This is a genomic window from uncultured Tateyamaria sp., assembly GCF_947503385.1.
In the GTDB taxonomy this organism is placed as follows: domain Bacteria; phylum Pseudomonadota; class Alphaproteobacteria; order Rhodobacterales; family Rhodobacteraceae; genus Tateyamaria.
Window position 1 is genome coordinate 195,547 of the sequence record NZ_CANNDO010000004.1, and the last position, 19,344, is coordinate 214,890.

Below are 19,344 nucleotides of genomic sequence, written 5' to 3' on the forward strand. Positions count from 1 at the left end.
AACCATAACGAGCAGTACACATGGCAGATTTTCTGAACGGCATCTTCATCAGCGAGATTCTGGCCGACAATGCGGGTGGATCGGCCGTTGACGTGGACGGCGACGGCAACACGAACAAGGCCGACGAGTATATCGAGCTTGGCAATGCTTCGGGCGCACCTGTATCGCTGGATGGCTACGAGCTGTGGTCTGAAAAGAACGGAGCGCTGTTTGCGTTTGATGTAAATGACGTGCTCAACCCAGGCGAGGCTGCGACGGTGGTCGGCAACTATGCGGGTGGCGATTCCGGCGGGTTTTACGACGCGGGCATCGCGGAGAACGGCAACTTCATCCCCGATGGCGAAGGACAGAAGTTCGACTCGATCTTTCTGGTCGACACCAACACGGGCCAATACATCGTGCTGTCCTATGGTCAGCCGCCGCGGGTGCCAACGCTGCCGACGGGGTTTCCCGGCACAACGCAGGTGGGATCCGGCGAAAGCCTGAACAGTAACGCGCCAAACGGCACCGCCTTTGCCCGTGATGCCAATGGCAACCTGATCGAGACCACGCCCACGCCCGGCACGCCCGGTATCGCCTGTTTTACCGCCGGGACGATGATCCTGACGCGGCACGGGGAACGACCCGTGGAAACGCTGGCCCCCGGGGACGGTGTTCCCACCTATGACAACGGAATGCAGAGGTTGGTGGGCATCTGTGCGCAAACCATCCCGCCCGCGGCTCTGCTGCGCGACCCGGCCTTGCGCCCGCTGCGCGTGGATGGCGCACCCTTTGATGTCACCGGCAGTACCCTGCTGTCCCCCGCACATTGCCTGTTGTTCCAGTCGGCCATGGCCGAGGCGCTGTTCGAATGCAGCGAAGTGCTGCTGCGCGCGCGCCACTTGGAACTGGCCGGCTTTGCCCGCCCCGAACTTCCCCGCGGTGGCGTCACCTACTACCATCTGATGTTTGCCGAACACGAGATGGTTCTGGCCGACGGGTTCTGGAGCGAGACATTCCTGAACACAGGCACGGATGCGGACGAAGGCGCGCCGGACGCGAAATGGCAGACTGAGAACAACCTCATGCGGTCCCACACCCGCCACGCTACATCCGCCAGACGCATTCTGCGCGGATTCGAAGCTGCCGTGCTGCTGGATGCGCCACGCAGCGCGAAATCGCGCCCTGACACGGGCCGCGCGACCTATATCGCCATGCCCGACCGTCAATCCGGAGCACGCGCGGCACGATAGTGCAAAGACCTGCCATCATTGACCCCGTGCGCGACAATTCATCCCGCCTCTGAGCCGTATCTTTGATTGAAGCGCTCCCCCCAAGTCACTAGAACCGACACAGAATCCGTGCGCGGTCGGGAACCCCGCGTGCGTTGAAAATCAACAGCCAGGAGGCACCGCATGGCAGACGCAGCCATTCACGGGCACGAGCATGAAGACGAGCGCGGCTTTTTCACCCGCTGGTTCATGTCGACCAACCACAAAGATATCGGGATCCTTTACCTGATCGTTTCGGCCCTCGTGGGCTTTGTCTCTGTCGCTTTCACCGTCTACATGCGGCTCGAGCTGATGGACCCCGGTGTCCAGTACATGTGTATGGAAGGCGCCCGTCTGACAGCCGCAGCCGCCGGGGAATGTACGCCCAACGGACACCTTTGGAATGTTCTGATCACCGGTCACGGCATTCTTATGATGTTCTTTGTGGTGATCCCCGCCCTGTTTGGCGGATTTGGCAACTATTTCATGCCGTTGCAGATCGGCGCGCCGGATATGGCGTTCCCGCGGATGAACAACCTGTCCTTCTGGCTATACGTTGCGGGCACGACGCTTGCCATCTGTTCGGTGCTGGCACCGGGTGGCAACGGTCAGGCCGGGTCCGGCGTGGGTTGGGTTCTGTACCCGCCGCTGTCGACCAACGAACAAGGTATGTCTATGGACCTCGCAATTTTCGCGGTCCACGTGTCGGGCGCCTCGTCAATTCTGGGCGCGATCAACATGATCACCACCTTCTTGAACATGCGTGCGCCGGGCATGACGCTCTTCAAAGTGCCTCTGTTCTCGTGGTCGATCTTTGTTACATCGTGGCTGATCCTGCTGTCCCTGCCAGTGCTGGCGGGCGCGATCACCATGCTGCTGATGGACCGCAACTTTGGCTTTGCCTTTTTTGACCCCGCAGGCGGCGGCGACCCTGTGCTGTATCAGCACATCCTGTGGTTCTTTGGCCACCCAGAGGTGTACATCATCATCCTGCCCGGCTTTGGCATCATCAGCCACGTGATCGCCACGTTCAGCCGCAAGCCCGTCTTTGGCTACCTGCCGATGGTCTGGGCGATCATTGCGATTGGCGCTCTGGGCTTTGTCGTGTGGGCGCACCACATGTACACGGTCGGCATGTCGCTGAACCAGCAAGCCTATTTCATGCTGGCCACGATGGTTATTGCGGTGCCCACAGGGGTCAAGATCTTTAGCTGGATCGCGACCATGTGGGGCGGCTCGGTTGAGCTGAAAACACCCATGCTGTGGGCCTTCGGCTTCCTGTTCCTGTTCACCGTGGGTGGCGTGACCGGCATCGTGCTGAGCCAAGCCGCCGTGGACCGCTACTACCACGACACATACTACGTCGTGGCGCACTTCCACTATGTGATGAGCCTGGGTGCGGTGTTCTGTATCTTTGCCGGGGTCTACTTCTACTTCCCAAAGATGACCGGTCGCATGATCCCTGAATGGATGGGCAAGGTTCACTTCTGGACCATGTTCATCGGGGCAAACCTGACCTTCTTCCCCCAGCACTTCTTGGGTCGTCAGGGGATGCCGCGTCGCTACATCGACTATCCCGAGCAATTCGCGCTCTGGAATTGGTGGTCGTCGATTGGCGCGTTCCTTAGCTTTGCGTCGTTCCTGTTCTTCTTCGGAGTGGTCATCTACGCCCTCTACCGGGGCGCCAAAGTCACCGAGAACAACCCATGGAACGAGTATGCGGACACGCTGGAATGGACCCTGCCCAGCCCGCCACCAGAGCACACGTTCGAAATCCTGCCCAAGCAGGAAGACTGGGACAAACAGCCGTCACACTAATGTGGACCGCTGCAAAATCTGGGCCTCGGCAGACCGCCGGGGCCCTTTTTCGTTGAGGGAGGGTGCGTGTCACGTCACACCCTGCTCTTTGTCATCGCATAGCGTGCTCCGCTGGAATGGGCCGGGCGGCTGCATCACCTGTTGGGTTTTGCGGCGGCGTTGCTGCCGTGCGGTGGGACTGTGCTGCATTCCCTGTGACGCGGCGCACCATCAGTCTGTCTGCCACGACAGAAACGGGCGACCACGTCACGAATTGGGTCGTGATACATTTCGGCCGGATCGCCCCGGCCATGTGCGTCGCCTTGGCTCTGCGTGTGCTGCGTTGGGTGGCCCCACGCGTGACCCGCGTGCCTTGGATCACCGTGCAAAAGGTCTGTGCATGTGGGCCTGTTTGGCGCGTTGTTCGGGCCGCCTATCGCTCTGAACTTTGTGCTGACGGTAACCCTGCGCAGTTACACGACGCGTCCTGATGTCATGGCACAGGTCGTCCTGTCGACCCGGATTGGCGTTACAGTGGTGACGATGTGCATTCGGGTGCTCATCGCGCTGCCCGCCTATGCGCTGCCGCTTCGCCGCAGGCGCCAAACACAGAAACTCAGGCAAAGGCTGCGGCTGTTATGCAATATCAACCGCGCCATTTGGCCGTTCATTGCCCATGCCCGCCGTCAAAAAGCGCAGATCACCGCGCACACTGACCGGGCATCCGCACGACCCTTTCCACAGCCGTCTGGCAGCCTCATATGCATGTCCCACTGCTGCCCGCGGATCGCGCTGCCCGAACGCCGCACCCGCCGCCCGCAGGACGACAGACAAAAAGGAGCATGTCATGCTGTCCAAAACACTGATTTCCGTCGCACTCGCGACCTCGCTTGTCCTTGTGCCCACCACCCGCGCCACAGCCGATAGCAAGGACTTCATCGCGGGCGCGGTACTTGGCGGCGTCGCCGGGGCGATCATCAACAAGGAAGTGCGCAAGAACAAAGAGCGTCAGGCCGCCCGCCAGCGCGCGGTGACACCGCGCACCTATGCAGCCCAACCGCGCACCTACCGTGCGCCCGCGAAAAAGACCTATCGCCCTTCCATCCCCGCCACGCCCGAAGGGCGCGAAATTCAGTCGTCACTCAACTATTTTGGCTTTGACGCGGGTCCCGTGGACGGTCAGGTGGGCCGCAAGACACGGGGCGCAATCGCGGATTACCAGCGCTATATGGGCTATGACGGCACAGGCACGCTGACCACGTTCCAGCAACACTTGCTGACAACGTCCTATCTGCGCGCCGAAGCAGGCGGCAGCCGCACATTGCAGGACATCGCGACCCTGCCCGACGGCACGCGCGGCCTGCTGAAGCTCTACCGCGAAGATCTGGCCGCTGGCGGCGCGCAACAACGCAGCCTGACACCCGCACCATCCGGCGCCTATATCGACCTGTGACCGGAGCCGTTGGGGCGGTGCAAATCGCCGCCCCGCGACACCCTGTCCTTCGACATGCGGGCTGCACGGAATATACTTTGACCATGCCCTATCGCTGGACCACAGAACCGGACGCACATGTGCAAGAGCTACAACTCTGGCCGCACAACTCGCTGCCCCAGACCGGGATGGCAGCCGTGGTTCTGTTCACCTTTACGATGATCCTGATCCCCACATTGCCCCTGTTGGGCAGTGTGGTGCTGTGGGGGCTTCTGCCCTTTGTGCTGGGGGCCGTGTGGGCGCTGTACTATGCGCTGCGCCGCAACCGTCGCGCGCGCCAGATCATCGAGGTGCTGACCCTCGGTCCCGAGGATACGACGCTGACCCGAACTGATGCCAACGGTGCCGTGCAGGAATGGGATTGTAACCGCTACTGGACGCAAGTGACGAAATACGAGAACGAGGGGCCCGTGCCCCACTATATCACGCTCAAAGGCAAGGGCCGTGAGGTCGAGATTGGCGCCTTTCTGAGTGAGGACGAACGCCTCGCGCTATATGACGACCTCAACCGTGCGCTCAACCGCAGAGGCGGTCCTTGACCATCGGGCCAACCGCGCCGAAATCCATCTGACCGGTATACTTGGATTTGAGCACACCCATCACCTTGCCCATGTCGCGAATGCTGTCTGCACCGACTTCGGATATGGCGGCGTCCACGGCGGCAGCGGCGGCTTTGTCATCCAGCTTTTGCGGCAGGAACTCTTCGATCACAACGACCTCGGCCTCCTCCCGCTCTGCCAGATCGAGCCGCCCACCCTCTTCGTAGGTGCGCGCGCTCTCGCGGCGTTGCTTGACCATTTTGCCAAGAATCTGGAGCACTTCGCCGTCAGCCACGCCATCGTCATGGCCCGCCGCGCGTGCGTCGATATCCTTGTCCTTGATCGCGGCATTGATCAGCCGCAGCGTCGACAGGCGGTCAGAATCCTTGTCCTTCATCGCCTGTTTCAGCGCCGCAGTGATGCGGCCCCGCAAATCTGTCATGTTCCATCCCCATGGCATCATGTCGAGTTTGTGAAGATAGGGCACAAACACGCCCCTGACAAGGCTGATGATCCTAGGTAAGCTATTGATATTACTTGAAAGAACATTTCCGCCAACGCCTTGACCGCATGTGCGCCACCCTTTACGTTCCGCGCAATTTGCGTCTCTGCACCCTTATGGAAGTTGCCCGAGCCTGCCCATGACCGACAGCACACCCGCCCACCCGACCGCCTGCCTCGCCCTTGCCGATGGAACCCTGTTTTACGGCACCGGTTTCGGTGCAACCGGGATCACCACCGCCGAGCTGTGTTTCAACACCGCCATGACCGGCTATCAGGAAATTATGACCGACCCGTCCTATGCGGGTCAGGTGGTGACCTTTACCTTTCCACATGTGGGCAATGTGGGCGTGAACCCCGAAGACGACGAAACCGGTGATCCTGTGGCCGCCGGGATGGTGGTCAAATGGATGCCCACGGCCCCTTCGAACTGGCGCGCGGCCCAGCCTCTGTCGGATTGGCTGTCAGCGCGCGGGCGCATTGCCATCGGCGGAGTGGACACCCGCCGTCTCACCCGCGCGATCCGGCAGGCCGGTGCGCCGCATGTGGCGCTGGCCCATGATCCTGACGGCAATTTTGACGCCGATGCGCTTGTCACGGCAGCCCGCGCCTTTGCCGGGCTTGAAGGGATGGACCTGGCCAAGGAAGTCACCTGCGCGCAGTCCTATCGCTGGAATGAAATGCGGTGGGCCTGGCCCGATGGGTACACGCCGCAGAACAACCCGGAATTCAAGGTGGTTGCTGTGGACTACGGCGCCAAGCGCAACATCCTGCGCTGTCTCGCGTCGGCGGGCTGTGACGTCACTGTTTTGCCCGCAACCGCCACGGCGGACGATGTCATGGCGCACAATCCCGATGGGGTGTTCCTGTCCAACGGTCCCGGCGACCCGGCGGCGACCGGCGTCTATGCCGTGCCGATGATCCGGGACGTGCTGGCACGCGACCTGCCGGTCTTTGGCATCTGCCTCGGCCACCAGATGCTTGCATTGGCGCTTGGGGCCAAGACGATCAAGATGAACCACGGTCACCACGGCGCCAATCACCCGGTCAAAGATCTGGAGACCGGCAAGGTCGAAATCACCTCGATGAACCACGGCTTTGCCGTGGACGCGCAAAGCCTGCCGGACGGTGTGATCGAGACGCATACATCGCTGTTCGACGGGTCAAATTGCGGCATCCGCATGGCCGACAAGCCGGTCTATTCGGTGCAATATCACCCCGAAGCAAGCCCCGGCCCGCAAGACAGCTATTACCTCTTTGAACGGTTCGCCACCGCGATGCGGGACCGCGCCGCCTGACGCGACGCGCGCTTTGCCAATGTTAACCGCACGTTAACCACGCGCGCGCCAATGTCGCTCCGGTCAAAGGAGCGATCCCAGCGATGAGCGACCCCCTTCTGCGCCTGCCCGCACCCCAGCCTGTTGCCCGTGCGGGGCGTCCAGCCGTGCCGGTGGGGCGGCAATTGGTCGATGCCGGTGTGATTGACCAAGGTGCGTTGCTCAAGGCGTTGAACCTACAACATTATATCGATGCACCGCTGGGCGAGATTTTGGTGGCGACCGGCGATGCGGCCCCTGCCGATGTTCTCACCGCACTGTCCGTGCAATACGGGGCCGAGCAGGTGGACCTGTCCATTGATCCACCCGCTACAACAATGTCGGATGCCTTGCCCGCCACGACGTGCCAACGCTATGGCGCAGTGCCGTGGCGTTGGTTTGGGCGAACGCTGCTGGTGGCGACGGACCGCCCGGATCGTATGCGGGCGCTGCGCGCCTCCCTTGGGCCTGATGCCCCGCGCATCCTGCCCGTCGTGGCCGAGCGGGCGCAGGTTATCGCGCAGATATCGGCCCTTTATGGCGGTGAACTGGCGCACCGCGCCCTGACCCGCCTGCCGGGCGACATCAGCTCGCGCACATGGACGCTGGCCAGTGCGATGGGCGCGTCCACAACAGTCCTGTTGCTGGGTCTGCTGATTATGGGCCTTGTCCTGATGCCGGCCATGCTGATCACGATCCTTGTTGCCATCAGTGTTCTGTCGCTGCTGCTCACCACCGGCTTGAAGGCGGGTGCGCTTGTGGCGCAACTGATGAAGGGTGTGCCGTCTCAAACGGCACCGCTGGCGCCGGTGCCGCTTTCGCGAATGCCCAAAGTGTCGATGCTGGTCCCCCTGTTTCACGAGGAAAACATTGCCGATGCACTTATCAAGCGCCTGACCCGCCTCACCTACCCCAAGGCGCTGCTGGAGGTTGTGCTGGTGCTGGAGGCCAAGGATACCATCACCCGCGACACCATCGCCCGCACCAAACTGCCGCACTGGATGCGCGTGATCGAAGTGCCCGATGATGGCACAATTACAACCAAACCCCGCGCGCTGAACTACGCGCTGGATTTCTGTCAGGGCCAGATCGTGGGCATTTGGGACGCCGAAGACGCGCCCGAACCGGACCAGTTGGAAAAGGCCGTCGCCCGGTTTGCGCAAGCGGGTCCAAAGACGGTCTGCCTCCAGGGTATTCTCGACTATTACAACGCGCGGCAGAACTGGCTGTCGCGCTGCTTTACCATCGAATACGCGGCGTGGTGGCGGTTGGTGTTGCCGGGGGCCGCCCGGATGGGACTGGCCCTGCCGCTTGGGGGCACAACCCTGTTCTTTCGCCGTGACATCCTCGAAGAACTGGGCGGCTGGGACGCCCACAATGTCACCGAGGACGCCGATCTGGGCATACGCCTTGCGCGCGCAGGATATGTGACAGAATTGATCCCCACCGTCACGATGGAGGAGGCGAACTGCCATCCATGGGCGTGGATCAAGCAGCGTTCACGCTGGATCAAAGGGTTCCTGATCACCTATTGCGTCCACATGCGCCGCCCGCGCCAATTGCTTCGCGACCTCGGGCCTCTGCGGTTTCTTGGGATTCAGGCGATGTTTCTAGGGACTGTCGTGCAATTTGCGACGCTGCCCCTGCTCTGGAGCTTTTGGCTGCCCGTCTTTGGCGTGACCCACCCCGTGACGCTGACGGCTGGTGCCGGGGTGATGTGGCCACTGGCAGCCCTATTTATTACGTCCGAACTGATCAGCATCGTCGTCAGCGTTCTGGCCGTGTCGGACCGCACACACAGACATCTTGTGCCGTGGGTTCTGACCATGCCGTTCTACTTTCCGCTGGCCGCGGTCGCTGCCTACAAGGGGCTTTACGAACTTATCGTCGCCCCGTTCTACTGGGACAAGACACAGCATGGGCGCGCAGCCGCGCCCTAAACCTCATCGGCAAAGTGGCGCATGACCAAACGGATCGGATTTGGGGCCGCCTGCCCCAGACCGCAAATCGACGCATCGGCCATCGCGGTGCACACCTCTTCGAGCAGGCCCTGATCCCATGCCTCGGCCTGCATCAACTTGACCGCCTTCTCGCAGCCCACCCGGCACGGCGTACACTGGCCGCAGCTTTCATCCTCAAAGAACCGCAGCATATTGAGCGCTGCGTCCCGCGCCTTGTCCTGATCGCTCAGCACGACGACTGCGGCGGAACCGATAAACGTGCCGTGCGGCTGCAACGTATCAAAATCGAGGGGCACATCATGCAGTGTCGCGGGCAGCAGGCCCGACGATGGCCCGCCCGGTTGGTAGGCTTTGAACACGTGGCCATCCGCCATACCGCCTGCCGCCGCGATGATGTCGGTGATGGTGGAGCCTGCGGGCAGCAGATAGACACCGGGGCGCGCCACGCGACCTGACACGGAATAGCTGCGCAAACCCACACGCCCGTTCTTTTCCGTGCTGTTGAGCACGTGCGGACCCTCGCGGCACACCCGTGCGACCCAATGCAGCGTCTCGACATTGTGCACCAGCGTCGGACGGCCAAAGATACCGACCTGCGCCACATAAGGTGGGCGGTGCCGCGGCATACCGCGCTTTCCTTCGATGCTTTCGATCATCGCGCTTTCTTCGCCGCAGATATAGGCACCAGCGCCGCGCCGCAGCGCGATAAAGCCTTTGTCCACAACACCTGCGTCTTCCAGCGCCTTGATTTCACGTCGCAAAATCTCAAGAACCGCCGGGTATTCGTCGCGCATGTAGATAAAGGCGGTATCCGCCTCAACAGCCCACGCCGCGATCAACATCCCCTCAAGAAATAGATGAGGTGTCCGCTCCAAGTAGTAGCGATCCTTGAAAGTTCCGGGCTCGCCCTCATCCCCGTTCACCGCCAGATAGCGTGGTCCGGGATTGGCGCGGACAAAGCCCCATTTCGTGCCCGACGGAAAGCCCGCGCCGCCAAGACCACGCAAGCCGCTGTCCTTGATCTGCGCCTGCACGTCTTCCCAATTGCCATTGTCGCGCAGGTCCCGCAGCGCGTCATAGCCACCTGCGGCTGCATAATCGGCATAGGTCTCGTAGTCGGGCACATGGGCGTGCGTGTCGCCAGCGGCGATGGCCGCCTGCACCTTTTCGGGTGTGGCAAAATCGATGTGGTTGTGCCCCAGTTCGAGCGTCGGTGCAGTGTCACACCGGCCCATGCAGGGCGCGCGCAGGACGCGCACTTGGGCGGGGTCAAGCCCGTCTTCGAGCGCTGATTTCAAAGCCTGGGCACCCGCCAATTCACAGCTGAGCGAGTCGCACACACGGATAGTGAGCGCAGGCGGCGGTGTCTCGCCCTCCTTTACCACGTCGAAATGGGCGTAGAACGTCGCGACCTCGTATACCTCGGCCATGCTCAGTCGCAGCTCTTCGGCCAGTGCGCGCAGGTGAGCGGCGCTCAGATGGCCATGCGCATCCTGAATCGCGTGCAGGAATTCGATCAGCAGATCCGCACGGCGGGGCGCATCGCCCAGCAACGCGCGCACCTCGTCCCAGGCCTGATCTTCCAGCGCGCGGCCTTTGGGTCGCACGCGCCCCTTGCCTCGTCCCGATTTCCAGACACCCTTGCCCTTGGTTTCCTGATCCAGCGCCATCGCTGCGTCTCCTGCCCTATCTCGGGGTGACAGTATCAGCGCGCCTGACACCCCATCAGCCCAAAAGCGACGCCTCGCGCGTCAAAGCGCGCGCCGATGGTCACCACCCTGCCGCCCATCGGACACGTTTTGGGCCAGATCACCCGCTAGGTGGGTCGGCGCGGCCCGTGCTAGGGTCGTGCGCCTGTTCATCGGAGTGATTCTGACGCCCATGTTCCGCCTGATGCCATACATCGTGGCCACGCTTGTGCCCGCCGCTCTGCTCGCGGCGGCCAGCGTCTGGGGCGGGATATGGGCGCTGGCTGCGGTTCTGACGATCACGGTGGTTGTGTTCTTTCTCGACAAAGTGACGGTCGAAATGACGCCCAGCGATGCAGACGGGCACCGGCTGTCCGAAGCGCTTGGGATCGTGCATTTTGTGCTACTGGCCTTGGCGATCTGGTCCATGGGGCAGCCCATGGCTCTGATCGACAAAGTGTTGATCATCATCGGCTGCGGCCTTTGGTTTGGACAGATTTCGAATTCCAACGCGCATGAGCTGATCCACCGCAATGCGCGCTGGCCTTTCCGGCTGGGGGCTGCGTGCTATGCCAGTCTGCTGTTTGGACATCACACCAGCGCGCACCGGCTGGTGCATCACGTCTATGCCGCAACCGACCGCGATCCGGCGTCGGCCCGATTGGGCGAAGGGTTCTGGCGCTACGTGCCGCGCACGTGGCTGGGCAGCTTTCGCGCCGGGTTGCGGGCCGAGCGGCGGCGGCGGGACGGCGCGTTTTGGCCCACCCCCTATCGGTGGTATGTGGGTGGTGCCGTGGCCAGCCTTGCCTGTGCGGCGGGTCTGGCAGGCTGGCGCGGTGTTGCCGGGCTGGTTGCCATCGCCGCCTATGCGCAACTGCAACTGATGCTGTCGGACTATGTGCAGCATTACGGCCTGCGACGGGCAACGACATCAGACGGGCGGGTCGAACCGATGGGGCCGCAGCATTCGTGGAACACGCCGCACTGGTACTCTTCGGCGATGATGCTGAATGCGCCACGTCATTCCGAGCATCACATGCACCCGGCCAAACCGTTCCCGGCGCTGGAACTGGACCGCGCGACAATGCCGATGTTGCCGCGCCCCCTGCCGGTTATGGCCGTGCTGGCGCTGGTTCCGCCGGTGTGGCGGCACCTGATGGATCGCCGCGCGCTGCGCTGGCAAAAGCCCGCCACCGACGCGACGTTTGCCGCCGAATAGCCCGCGCGAAGCGCTAGCCCCGCCCGCTCGCATCTGACAAGATGCGGGCATGAGACATGCCCTGCTTTCGCTTGCCCTGATCGTCGGTGCCGGAATGGCCCATGCCGACCCGATGACCGCCGCCGAGTTCGAGGCCTATGTGACCGGCAAGACGCTGTACTATGGTCGGTCAGGCGAGGCCTATGGCGCAGAAATTTATCACGAAAATCGGCGTGTGACCTGGTCGTTCCTGGATGGGGACTGCAAGGACGGATACTGGTACGCGGAGGGGCGCAGCATCTGTTTCGTGTATGACGACCGCCCAGAGCCGCAATGCTGGACCTTCGAGAGAGGCAATAGCGGCCTGATCGCACGGTTCGAGAACAACCCGGAAAGCACCGCGCTATACGAGGCGCAGGACGTGGGCGAGGAGATGATCTGCCTAGGCCCCAAGATCGGTGTGTGATCCAAAGGAGCGCTGACGCGCACGCGATTCATTTTTGTGAACGAGGGGGCTGTCTGCCCCCTCGCGCTCCCCCGAGGATTTTTTGGGGACAGAGACGGGTCAGAACAGCGAACCTTGCTCTGGTTTTGGTGCCGATTTTTTGGGGGTGGCCTTGCTGCCACCAACCGTCATGCGGCCATCGGAAAATTCGATTTCGAGACCCGGCGCATTGGCTGCGGCCGCTTTGGTCGTCACGATCTGTCCACCGCCGCGTATCACGGCATAGCCCCGCGCGAGCGTTGCCCTGTAACCCAGCGTTTCGCGCAGGCGGTCCATTGCGTCGAGTTGCGCCCGCAGACGGCTTACCTGTGCCGCACCCACACGCGACAGGCGCGCAACCAGGCCCGCGATCCGTTCGGCGGCCTGCGTCTGGTCGCGCTGCAACAGGTGCGGACCAAACCGCGCTGTCCGCGCGGTCAGTTGATCTCGGCGCGCAGAAGCCACGCGGTGCAGTGCGGGGGCGAGGCGATCCGCAGCGGACGTGAGCCGCTGCGCATTGGCCTGCACCTGACGGCGCAGGGTGGCGGGCCTGAGGCTGCCCGCCACATCAGACAGGCGCACCTTGCGCTGCTGCACGCCCGCAATCAACGCAGGCGCCAAACGGTCGCCCAGCATGTCGAGCCGCTGGCGCGGCCCTTCGACCAACGCATCGGGTTTAGGCAATGCACGGCCCAGATCCGCCAGGCGCTGGCCACGCCGTTGCAGGCCCGCGCTGAGCGCGCCGGACATACGCGCCGCCGCAGTGTCGAACCACGCCATCAACTCATGGCGCACAGGCACCGCCAATTCCGCCGCGGCTGTGGGCGTGGGGGCGCGTTTGTCCGAGACGTAGTCAATCAGCGTCGTGTCCGTTTCGTGCCCCACCGCTGAGATCAGCGGTATGTCGGATGCGGCGGCGGCGCGCGCCACCGCCTCTTCGTTAAAGCCCCACAGATCCTCGACCGACCCGCCACCCCGTGCCACGATCAACAGATCCGGGCGCGGCATTGCCCCACCCGGCGACATCGCGTTGAACCCTTCGATTGCCCGCGCCACCTCGGGGGCACAGGCGGCCCCCTGCACGGCCACGGGCCAGATCAGCACCTTGCGCGGAAAGCGGTCGCGCAGGCGGTGCAGGATGTCCCGGATCACCGCACCCGAAGGCGAAGTGACAACGCCGATCACCTCCGGCAGGTAGGGCAGCGGGCGCTTGCGGCGGGCGTCAAACAGCCCTTCGGCGTGTAGCTGCGCCTTGCGCTTTTCCAACAGCGCCATGAGCGCGCCCATGCCTGCGGGTTTCAGATCTTCGATCACGATCTGGTACTTTGACTGTCCCGGGAAGGTGGTCAGGCGGCCCGTGGCCACGACTTCCATCCCCTCTTCGGGTTGGGTTTGCAGACGGCTTGCCACCCCTTTCCACATTACACCCGCGATCACGGCGCGATCGTCCTTGAGATCAAGGTAGATGTGCCCGGACCGTGGACGGCTCACCCGACCCACCTCGCCTTTGATCCGTACATGAGAAAACTCGCCTTCGATCATGCGCTTTACCGCGCCGGAGATTTCAGAGACGCTGAATTCCGGGGCGTTGCCTGCCTCTTCGGGATCGTCGATCAGGTCCATGTCGCTTCCTTGTGCCGCTCTGCGCATCAGCTTAGAACGCGCAGCAACGAAGGCCAAGAAGGGCGCGCATATGAACATCCTCATCCTCGGCAGTGGCGGGCGCGAACATGCGCTGGCGTGGGCCGTGCTGCAAAACCCCAAATGCGACCGGCTGGTGGTGGCACCGGGCAACGCTGGCATCGCGGCGATTGCCGACTGCGCATCTTTCGACATCTGCGACGCGGGCGCGGTGCTCGCCTTCGTCGAGGCTGAGGCCATTGATTTCGTCATCATCGGTCCCGAAGCACCGCTGGCCGCGGGGGTGGCTGACCGGCTGCGCGAAGCGGGTGTGCTGGTGTTGGGCCCCAGTCAGGCGGCGGCACAGCTTGAGGCGTCCAAAGCCTTTACCAAGGCGATCTGCGACGCCGCCGGTGCGCCAACAGCGGCCTATGGCCACTTCACGGATGCTGCGGCGGCCAAGGCATATGCGCAAGCACAGGGCGCGCCCATCGTGGTCAAAGCGGATGGTCTGGCTGCGGGCAAGGGCGTTATCATCGCCGAAACCGTGGCGGAGGCCGAAGCGGCGATTGACGACATGTTTGGCGGTGCTTTTGGCGGTGCCGGTGCCGAAGTGGTGATCGAAGAGTTCATGCAGGGCGAAGAGGCATCTTTTTTCGTATTGTGCGACGGGGTGGATGTGCTGCCAATCGGCACGGCGCAAGACCACAAGCGTGTGGGTCAGGGCGACACCGGCCCCAACACGGGCGGCATGGGCGCCTATTCGCCAGCGCCGGTGCTCACCGACGCCATTGCACAGCGTGCCATGGACGAGATCATCAAGCCGACCGTTGCCGAGATGGCCCGGCGCGGCACGCCGTATCAGGGCGTGCTTTATGCCGGACTGATGATCGAACATGGTGCGCCGCGCCTTGTGGAGTACAATGCGCGCTTTGGCGATCCGGAATGTCAGGTGCTGATGATGCGGCTGGGCGCGCAGGCGCTGGACCTGATGCACGCCACTGCGGAGGCACGTCTGAACACCGCGCAGGTGAACTGGGCTGCGGATCACGCCATGACAGTGGTCATGGCCGCCAACGGCTATCCCGGCAGCTATGCCAAAGGGGCCAAGATTGATGGGCTGGACGCGCTGGCGTCAGACAGCGATCACATGGTGTTTCACGCTGGCACAGCGCTCAAAGACGGGGCGATCACCGCCTCTGGTGGTCGCGTGCTGAATGTGACGGGCCGCGGTGATACGTTGGCCCAAGCCGCCGAGCGGGCCTATGGTATGGTGGATCAGGTCGACTTTCCCGGTGGGTTTTTTCGCAATGACATCGGGTGGCGCGCCCTCAACTGATGCGCGGTCAGGAGATCGGCGGCGGATTGCAGGCCACGGGCCGGTCTGTGATCTCCGACACGGCTTGTATCTCATCGCCTTCGTCATCCAGCACCAAAAGCGTGCCATCCTGCACAAACGGGAACCAGCAATGCTGGCGCCCATTGCGCTCGTCATCATAGGTGAAACACACAAGCGGTCCGTCGATGGTCACCGTGCCGTAGGCGCACGAGCCATCCGACCGCGCCCAGACTGTGCGGTCGCGGCGCACAAACTGCTCTACACCGACAAGATTGTCCGTGCCCCAGATCACAAATGTCGCAGTCTTGCCCGTAAGCTGATCAAGGAATTCTTCGGCGCTGATCTGGTCTTGTGCTGTGGCAAGGCCTGCGCTGGTCAGCACCAACAGCGCCGACCGGATCATTGGCAGGCCATCGCGCGGGCAAAGGCAGGACGCGTTGTGTCCGAGCCCAGAGCCTGCCAGTCAAATCGGCGGCCGTCCCAGCGCAGCAGGATCAGGTCGGACCAGTTGCCTGTGGCAAGGATCATTTCGGGGCCGTCGCCACATTCGCGGATGCCACCAGCGATATCGGCTTCTCCGATGCGGTGGTTGGTCAGGCCGGGCAGATGTGCGACCTCTGTCAACGCGCCGTTGTCAAAGCGCCAGATCCGCAAGGTCTTGGCCAGATGTGGCCGGTCGATATAGGCCAGTTCGACCGCACCGTCCTTGTCCAGATCGGCCCCGCCGACCGGGGCCAGCCAGCGGTTTGTCGTGCCGATATGCGGCGTCTCGGCAATTTTGCCCTGCGCGCCGTAGATGGCCAGCGCGCCACCGGCGGTGACATCCGTTTCCACGACAATCACTTCGGGCGCGCCGTCCCCGTCCACGTCGGCCAGACGCGGGGCAACATCCTCGAACACATGATCCTGCGGCAGGGTAAAGGTGACGCGCTCGCCATGCGCCAGCGTCAGGGTCAAGGCCCCCCACTCAATCGCGTCACCCAGAACCGCGTGCCCATAGCGCGTTGTCGGTGATGTGTATTCCGCGTTTGTGATGGTCCCACCGGCGGCACCCGCGCCCAGCGACGCGCACCACAGGCACAGCGCCAGCCATGCGCCGCGGGCGGGCGCGTGGCACAGGCGTGACAGCGGACGCGGCGCGCCGGTCAAATCAGATCTGCTTTTCGGGCATTTGCACCACGAGACCATCCAGCGCATCCGTCACCTTCAACTGGCAGGTCAGCCGCGACCGGGTCTCGTCAGGCTCATAGGCGAAATCGAGCATGTCGGTCTCCATCGGGTCCTTTGCGGGCAGCTTTTCGACCCAGTCAGGATGCACATAGACATGGCAGGTTGAACAGGCGCACGCACCGCCGCAATCGGCCTCAATGCCGGGGATGTTATTGTCCCGCGCACCTTCCATGACCGTGAGGCCGGTGGCGACATCCACCACGTGCTCTGTGCCGCCATGTTCGATATAGGTGATCTTGGCCATCAAAAGCCCCTTCCGTTCCAGTCCCGCAAACTTCTACCCATGGGAAATAGGCCGCACCAGCCCCTTTTTCAGGGGGGCGTTTCGACTTTGCCAGTCGATGCAAATGTTCTATATATGTTCTTATGCAGGTCTATCCCGCCCCAACATCGGCCCAATGGCCCCGCCCCCCCGCTTGCCTGCGCGCGTCCGAACTGGAACTGCCGCCCGTAAACGCACGCGTGGCCGTGGCGGGGCTGGTCATCTTGCGGCAGCGGCCCGGCACCGCCAAGGGCGTGATCTTTCTTACCCTTGAGGATGAGACCGGCGTGGTCAACATCATCGTCTGGCGTCACATCTACGAGGCGTTCCGCCGCGCGGTGATCGCCGGGCGCATGTTGCGCGTCACTGGCCGGATGCAGCGGGCGCACAATGTCACCCATGTGCTCGCCGAAGAGATCGAGGATATCTCGCACCTGCTGGACCAGCTTCTGGCCGAGGACACGGGCCGCACCATGGCCGCCGAGACACGGACCGAGACCTGGGAAAGCCGCAAAAGCGGCTGAGCCTATGCAGGACGCGCGCCCTGCGCTATCCTCACTGCAAAAGCCCAAATCAGAGGCCCGAGCATGTCATATCGTCTTCCCGCCACCGCCCTCGCGGCGGCTCTCGCCCTTGGTGCCTGTGCCGAAATCGGCACCGCCACCCGCTCAAATATCGACCCGGTGTCACTGGCCAGCGCACCACCCGGCGCGGCCCCCGGGACCTGCTGGGACAAAACGGTGAGCCCTGCCGTGGTCGAAACCCAGACCCGCAAAGTCGCGCTGCAACCCGCACAGATCAGCAGCGATGGCCGCGTGCAGTCCCCGCCGATCTACAAAACCGAAACGCAACAGATCGTGGTCGAGCCACGGCGCGAGAACTGGTTTGAAATCCCCTGCGCCGACGTACTGACCCCGGACTTTGTCGCCTCGCTCCAACGCGCACTGGCCGCACGCGGACACTACAATGGCCCGCTCACTGGCAAGATCGACTTGCGCACACGGCAGGCCATCCACCGATTTCAACGCAGCGAAGGGTTCGACAATCCGACCCTCACCGTGGCCGCTGCGCGCAAACTGGGCCTGATCGCGGTCAACCAGACCGCCCGCCTCTGACACGAAAAAGGGCGCTCCGAACCAGAGCGCCCCTTGTTGTTTTCCGTGCCGCGTGGTCGTCAGCCTGCGAGGCTCAGCGCCACAAAGCGGGGATCACCTGCGCGCCGTACCAGCAGCAGCAGCGACTTGCGGCCCGCCTCTTTCACATCTTCCAGACGTTCTTCGAACTCGGCGATGGTCGCGACCTTTTGCTGACCGGCTTCGGTGATCACGTCACCGGCACGCAGACCTTTTTCAAACGCTTCGGATGTCTCGTCCACATCCGTCACGGCCAGACCCACCTGATCTTCGGCCACGCCCAGTTCTGCGCGCAGCTCTTCTGTCAGCGTGCTCAGCGTCAGACCCAGCACGTCCTTGGTCTCGGGTGCATCCGCTTCGGGCGCCTCTGCCACGGCGGGCACCGCGCCTTCGGCTTCTTCCCGGCGACCCAGCGTGACGCGCAGCGTCAGTGTTTCACCATCGCGGAACACGACAACGCGCACCGTCTCGCCCACGGGGCTGTTGCCCACCTGCCGCACGAGACCACGGGTGTCCGCCACGTCCACGCCGGCAAAGCTCAGGATGACGTCGCCGTCCTGCATCCCCGCCTCTTTGGCCGGACCCTCGGGCACGGATGTGACCAGCGCGCCTTCGGTGTTTTCAAGCCCGATCGCCTCTGCGATGTCGTCGGTGACGTCCTGAATGCGCACGCCCAGCCAGCCCCGGCGGGTCTCGCCAAACTCTTGCAACTGGTCCACGACCTTGGTCACCACATTCGACGCCATCGAAAAGCCGATGCCGATGGAACCGCCATTGGGCGACAGGATCGCAGTGTTCACACCGATCACCTCGCCATCCATGTTGAACAGCGGACCGCCCGAGTTGCCCCGGTTGATCGCGGCATCCGTCTGGATGTAGTCGTCATAGCTGCCCGACAGCGCCCGGTTGCGCGCCGAAACGATCCCGGCCGATACCGAAAAACCCTGCCCCAGCGGGTTGCCCATGGCCACGACCCAATCGCCCACACGGGCGCCATCACTGTCACCAAACGGCACAAACGGCAGCGGCGCGTCGGCCTCGACCTTTAGCAGCGCGATGTCGGTATTGGGGTCGGTGCCGACCAATGTCGCGGTCAACTCGTCGCCGTTGAAGAACTCGATATTGATCTCGTCCGCGCCCTCGATGACGTGGTTGTTTGTCACGATATAGCCGTCTTCGGAGATCACAAAGCCGGACCCGAGTGCCGAGGACCGGCGGGGCCGGTCGCTGGGACCGTTGCGGTCCTGAAACTCACGAAAGAAATCCTCGAAGGGCGAGCCTTCGGGCACGATGCCCTGCGGGCCTGTTCGACCTTCGACCACGGTCGAGGTGGTAATGTTGACCACCGACGGGCTGATCTGTTCCGCCAGCGGGGCGAGGCTTTCGGGACGGGCCTGTGCGGCCAGCGCCTGTACCAGCACAAAGGCCAGCGCCAGTGCGCCCAGCCAGAACGCCCGGATGATGTTGGGGTGGGGAAGCTGTCTCGAAACGGCGATTGCCTTGGACTGCATCACGGGTTCTCCTGCATCTTTAC

General features: G+C 63.1%; 18 protein-coding genes. 11 read left to right on the plus strand and 7 right to left on the minus strand.

The annotated features are described in order from the left end of the window. Positions 1–20: 20 nt before the first annotated feature. The 4 genes from Q1A85_RS14785 to Q1A85_RS14800 all read left to right on the plus strand — a co-directional run bounded on the left by Q1A85_RS14785 (position 21) and on the right by Q1A85_RS14800 (position 5,078). Positions 21–1,232: a Hint domain-containing protein gene (locus tag Q1A85_RS14785; protein ID WP_299690887.1), complete on the plus strand. Its 1,212-nt coding sequence runs from the start codon at positions 21–23 to the stop codon at positions 1,230–1,232. A 162-nt stretch (positions 1,233–1,394) separates the two neighbouring features. Further along, positions 1,395–3,068 (plus strand): cytochrome c oxidase subunit I, encoded by a 1,674-nt coding sequence (ctaD, locus tag Q1A85_RS14790; RefSeq protein WP_299690890.1) that lies wholly within the window; start codon positions 1,395–1,397, stop codon positions 3,066–3,068. Positions 3,069–3,894: 826 nt separating this feature from the next. Further along, entirely contained in the window at positions 3,895–4,500 is a 606-nt protein-coding gene (locus tag Q1A85_RS14795) for a peptidoglycan-binding domain-containing protein (protein ID WP_299690893.1), read from the plus strand. Positions 4,501–4,583: 83 nt separating this feature from the next. After that, positions 4,584–5,078: a DUF2244 domain-containing protein gene (locus Q1A85_RS14800; protein ID WP_299691450.1), complete on the plus strand. Its 495-nt coding sequence runs from the start codon at positions 4,584–4,586 to the stop codon at positions 5,076–5,078. Here Q1A85_RS14800 and Q1A85_RS14805 read toward each other — a convergent pair. Continuing rightward, positions 5,056–5,520, minus strand: a complete 465-nt coding sequence (locus tag Q1A85_RS14805; protein WP_299691454.1) for a GatB/YqeY domain-containing protein — start codon at positions 5,518–5,520, stop codon at positions 5,056–5,058. The two genes, Q1A85_RS14800 and Q1A85_RS14805, sit on opposite strands and share 23 nt — an antisense overlap. A 199-nt stretch (positions 5,521–5,719) precedes the next feature. On the opposite strand from Q1A85_RS14805, the gene carA reads away from it, so the two are divergent. Then, complete coding sequence (gene carA / locus Q1A85_RS14810; protein ID WP_299690896.1) at positions 5,720–6,877, plus strand: glutamine-hydrolyzing carbamoyl-phosphate synthase small subunit; 1,158 nt, start codon at positions 5,720–5,722, stop codon at positions 6,875–6,877. A gap of 83 nt (positions 6,878–6,960) precedes the next feature. Continuing rightward, positions 6,961–8,835 (plus strand): glycosyltransferase family 2 protein, encoded by a 1,875-nt coding sequence (locus tag Q1A85_RS14815; RefSeq protein WP_299690899.1) that lies wholly within the window; start codon positions 6,961–6,963, stop codon positions 8,833–8,835. Here Q1A85_RS14815 and Q1A85_RS14820 read toward each other — a convergent pair. Further along, positions 8,832–10,526, minus strand: coding sequence for an NAD(P)H-dependent oxidoreductase subunit E (locus Q1A85_RS14820; RefSeq protein ID WP_299690902.1), 1,695 nt, complete (start codon positions 10,524–10,526; stop codon positions 8,832–8,834). The two genes, Q1A85_RS14815 and Q1A85_RS14820, sit on opposite strands and share 4 nt — an antisense overlap. A gap of 196 nt (positions 10,527–10,722) precedes the next feature. On the opposite strand from Q1A85_RS14820, the gene Q1A85_RS14825 reads away from it, so the two are divergent. Further along, complete coding sequence (locus tag Q1A85_RS14825; protein WP_366140594.1) at positions 10,723–11,763, plus strand: alkane 1-monooxygenase; 1,041 nt, start codon at positions 10,723–10,725, stop codon at positions 11,761–11,763. A 49-nt stretch (positions 11,764–11,812) separates the two neighbouring features. After that, a complete protein-coding gene (locus Q1A85_RS14830) occupies positions 11,813–12,208 on the plus strand; it encodes a hypothetical protein (protein WP_299690905.1) in 396 nt (131 codons plus the stop codon). A gap of 99 nt (positions 12,209–12,307) precedes the next feature. On the opposite strand, the gene xseA is transcribed toward Q1A85_RS14830, so the two are convergent. Further along, the gene (gene xseA, locus Q1A85_RS14835) at positions 12,308–13,849 is read right to left on the minus strand and encodes an exodeoxyribonuclease VII large subunit (RefSeq protein WP_299690908.1); all 1,542 of its coding nucleotides are present in this window, start codon (positions 13,847–13,849) and stop codon (positions 12,308–12,310) included. Positions 13,850–13,919: 70 nt separating this feature from the next. Here xseA and purD point away from each other — a divergent pair, with 70 nt between their 5' ends. Beyond that, positions 13,920–15,185 carry a phosphoribosylamine--glycine ligase gene (gene purD, locus Q1A85_RS14840; RefSeq protein ID WP_299690911.1) on the plus strand — a complete coding sequence of 422 codons (1,266 nt, stop codon included), beginning with the start codon at positions 13,920–13,922 and terminating at the stop codon, positions 15,183–15,185. A 7-nt stretch (positions 15,186–15,192) separates the two neighbouring features. Here the strand turns inward: purD and Q1A85_RS14845 are convergent, their stop codons facing one another. From Q1A85_RS14845 to Q1A85_RS14855, 3 genes are all read right to left on the minus strand, one after another. Continuing rightward, positions 15,193–15,588 (minus strand): hypothetical protein, encoded by a 396-nt coding sequence (locus tag Q1A85_RS14845; protein ID WP_299690915.1) that lies wholly within the window; start codon positions 15,586–15,588, stop codon positions 15,193–15,195. Beyond that, entirely contained in the window at positions 15,585–16,247 is a 663-nt protein-coding gene (locus Q1A85_RS14850) for a VCBS repeat-containing protein (protein WP_299691460.1), read from the minus strand. Before Q1A85_RS14850 ends, Q1A85_RS14845 begins: the two co-directional genes overlap by 4 nt. A gap of 88 nt (positions 16,248–16,335) precedes the next feature. Continuing rightward, the gene (locus tag Q1A85_RS14855; RefSeq protein WP_299690918.1) at positions 16,336–16,659 is read right to left on the minus strand and encodes a 2Fe-2S iron-sulfur cluster-binding protein; all 324 of its coding nucleotides are present in this window, start codon (positions 16,657–16,659) and stop codon (positions 16,336–16,338) included. A gap of 122 nt (positions 16,660–16,781) precedes the next feature. On the opposite strand from Q1A85_RS14855, the gene Q1A85_RS14860 reads away from it, so the two are divergent. Continuing rightward, positions 16,782–17,201 (plus strand): OB-fold nucleic acid binding domain-containing protein, encoded by a 420-nt coding sequence (locus Q1A85_RS14860; protein WP_299690921.1) that lies wholly within the window; start codon positions 16,782–16,784, stop codon positions 17,199–17,201. A 63-nt stretch (positions 17,202–17,264) separates the two neighbouring features. Continuing rightward, positions 17,265–17,792 carry a peptidoglycan-binding domain-containing protein gene (locus tag Q1A85_RS14865; protein ID WP_299690924.1) on the plus strand — a complete coding sequence of 176 codons (528 nt, stop codon included), beginning with the start codon at positions 17,265–17,267 and terminating at the stop codon, positions 17,790–17,792. 59 nt (positions 17,793–17,851) lie between these two features. On the opposite strand, the gene Q1A85_RS14870 is transcribed toward Q1A85_RS14865, so the two are convergent. Beyond that, positions 17,852–19,321, minus strand: coding sequence for a DegQ family serine endoprotease (locus tag Q1A85_RS14870; protein ID WP_299690927.1), 1,470 nt, complete (start codon positions 19,319–19,321; stop codon positions 17,852–17,854). Between the last annotated feature and the right edge of the window lie 23 nt (positions 19,322–19,344).